This is a genomic window from Kitasatospora sp. NPDC092286 (assembly GCF_044755565.1).
GTDB lineage: Bacteria > Actinomycetota > Actinomycetes > Streptomycetales > Streptomycetaceae > Kitasatospora.
Map to the genome: position 1 here is coordinate 1 of NZ_JBIVRD010000115.1, position 2,328 is coordinate 2,328.

General features: G+C 66.2%; 2 protein-coding genes. Both read left to right on the forward strand.

The window, feature by feature from the left end:
* Positions 1 to 121: 121 nt before the first annotated feature.
* Positions 122 to 538, forward strand: a complete 417-nt coding sequence (locus ACIQIB_RS39390; protein ID WP_400764288.1) for a hypothetical protein — start codon at positions 122 to 124, stop codon at positions 536 to 538.
* Positions 539 to 582: 44 nt separating this feature from the next.
* Positions 583 to 936, forward strand: a complete 354-nt coding sequence (locus ACIQIB_RS39395) for a hypothetical protein (protein ID WP_400764290.1) — start codon at positions 583 to 585, stop codon at positions 934 to 936.
* Positions 937 to 2,328: the final 1,392 nt, after the last annotated feature.

Genomic DNA, 2,328 nt, shown 5'->3' on the forward strand with positions numbered 1-2,328 from the left:
AAAGCTACCTCGCCGGCCTTCACCTCCGCGGCGCAATGATCTGGATCAAGGACCTCACCCGAACCCATTGATCACGACCGAATACGCGGCCTAACGGGAGTTCGTGGACCGGTACGGGTGCGTGCGGATCAATGGCGAGCTGTCTGTGCCGGTGCCGACCCTGCGCTCCTACGACGGCGGGCCGATCGTCGGCTTCCCCGGGTTCGTGCGCAGGACGACGGACGGGATCGCCGCCGAGCTGGCCGCTGACCCGGACTGCCCGTACCCTGTCCACCCTGAGCGCGGTGGGATCCTCTCCTGGGGCTCTAACCTCAACGCTGACCAGTTCTTCTGGCTGACCGAGGGTGAGGATCCGGATTCCTGGCCGGTGGTCGCGTTCTACCGGAGCCTGGAGGAGTGGGACCGTTTCGACGGAGGATTCGCGGCGTTCCTGCTTGCCGTTGTCGACGGCACGTACGTGTACGCGGACGAGGTGGCGCCGGCCAATTCCGACGAGCCGATGTGGCGGCACCAGGGCGACTGGAATTGGGTGGGGTAGTGAAGGCGGGGCCGGCCTGCCGGTGGCGGAGGTGTACTCCCGCCATGGGCGCCACCGCCGGGTCTGCCGCGCAGACCAGCTGTTCCCCTTCGCGTGTTCCCGGACGCTGCCCGGGCTGCAGCTTCGTCCAGGCGAACCTGGCACCCTGCTGGACCACCCCCGTCAACGTTGGCAAAATGACAGGAATTCAGACGGTGGTGGCCAGAAAGCTGGCGATCAAGGAGAATCTCGTGGAGATGCCGGTGGTGTCCGACTATATGTACGCCGGCAGTATGACTCCATTTAAATACCGATTCAAGATCCAGGTCCGGGATTCCAGGGGAGTTCTCGTTGACCGCGGTGCGTCGGATGTTTACAGCGAAAGGGATGGCCACAGCCTTGAAGCCGGTTGCTGCTGAGGCCACCTGGTGTCCGCATGCGCGATGACGTGAGGAGGCTCTCCGGCCTGGCGGGGTGGAGGGCCCGGGAGGACGCTCCTCGCGTGTCGTGGGACAGGGCACAGGAGGAGGCCGGCCTTGGGTTCCCTTCGGCCTACCGGGAGTTCGTCGACGTCTTCGGCGCCGGGGAGGTTCGGGGTGACCTCGGGGTCCTCGACCCGCTGCTGCGCCCTGGGGGAGCGGCAGGGGAGGGTGGGATCTCCCGCATGGTCCGTCGGACCACCGAGGACATTGGCCTTCAGTTCAGGGCCATGCGGGAGGAGTCGTTCGACCTCTTGCCCGTACCCGGTCTACCCGGAGGCCGGCGGGCTGCTCGTTTGGGCGGGGAACTACAACGGTGATATCTGCTTCTGGTTGACGGAGGGGGACGATCCGGATTGCTGGCCCGTCATCGTGTGGCACAGGGGGCGGTTTCCGGATGCCTGGAGCCGGTACGACGTGGGAATGGTCGAGTTCCTCCTCCTGGTGGTCGCCGGCGAGACCCCGGAACTGGCCGACCTCGCGTTCCAGGACCCCTCGGTGCCTATCTGGGTCCCCGAGGAGGGGTGATTAGCGAGCAATTTGCGGCGGCCGACGGTTCGCTGGTTGATCTTGTTTGCGTGTCGAGTGAAACTGCATCCGGCCCTTGACCGGGGCGAGCTCACCATCGCGGAGGAGCCGGACACCGCCACGGATCCCGACGCCCCGTCGGTCAGGCGGTTCGTTCTCCCGGACGGGGCGGCGCAGCGGAGCTTTGTGCGCTGTGCGTCCGTCCGCCTGTACCGCTCCGGGGTCGACGATCAGGGTGGCACCGCTCCTGACTCGCCCTCACCCCGGACGGGGCCAGGCCGCCAACCTGCGATGGGGACACCGATGCATGGGAAGGTATTCGCCAAGCGGATGGGTGGAATAGCGTGACTGGCCATACCCCTGGTGCATCGGATGCCATAGCTGAAATCGGTGAGACGGTCTACCGCGCGGTGCGGAAGCCGATTGCGGCCCCCGGCCGCAGTAAGTGCCTGGTGAAGTGCCGGATCCCTTAAGGCTGTTAACGACGGTCGATCTGTGGCGTGGTTGTTCGTGCGGAGGCCCGAGCGCACCCACGGCGATTGCCGGGCCCGGCGTGACGCGGTGGCTGCCCGGGATTGGTTTGAGGCACCCTGGGCCTGATTGGTCACACGGACGAGCCGCTGTGCGAAGCCGTCTGCCTGCCCGGGCGGGGTTTGGGAAGTCGGCGGGTCCGACTTCCCAAACCCGCCCAGGCGCAGTGGTGTGGTGTTCAGAGAGCGGTTTGTGAGTGTTTGACTGGTTCTGGTGTCACCTGATGGTGTGAGTGTGGACTGGAGTTCGCTCGCTCGGCGCCGCTGCTCTGCT

Bases quoted from the DNA above. Each gene is read 5' to 3' on its own strand.
- ACIQIB_RS39395 (WP_400764290.1), top strand. From the start codon at position 583: ATGGGCGCCACCGCCGGGTCTGCCGCGCAGACCAGCTGTTCCCCTTCG.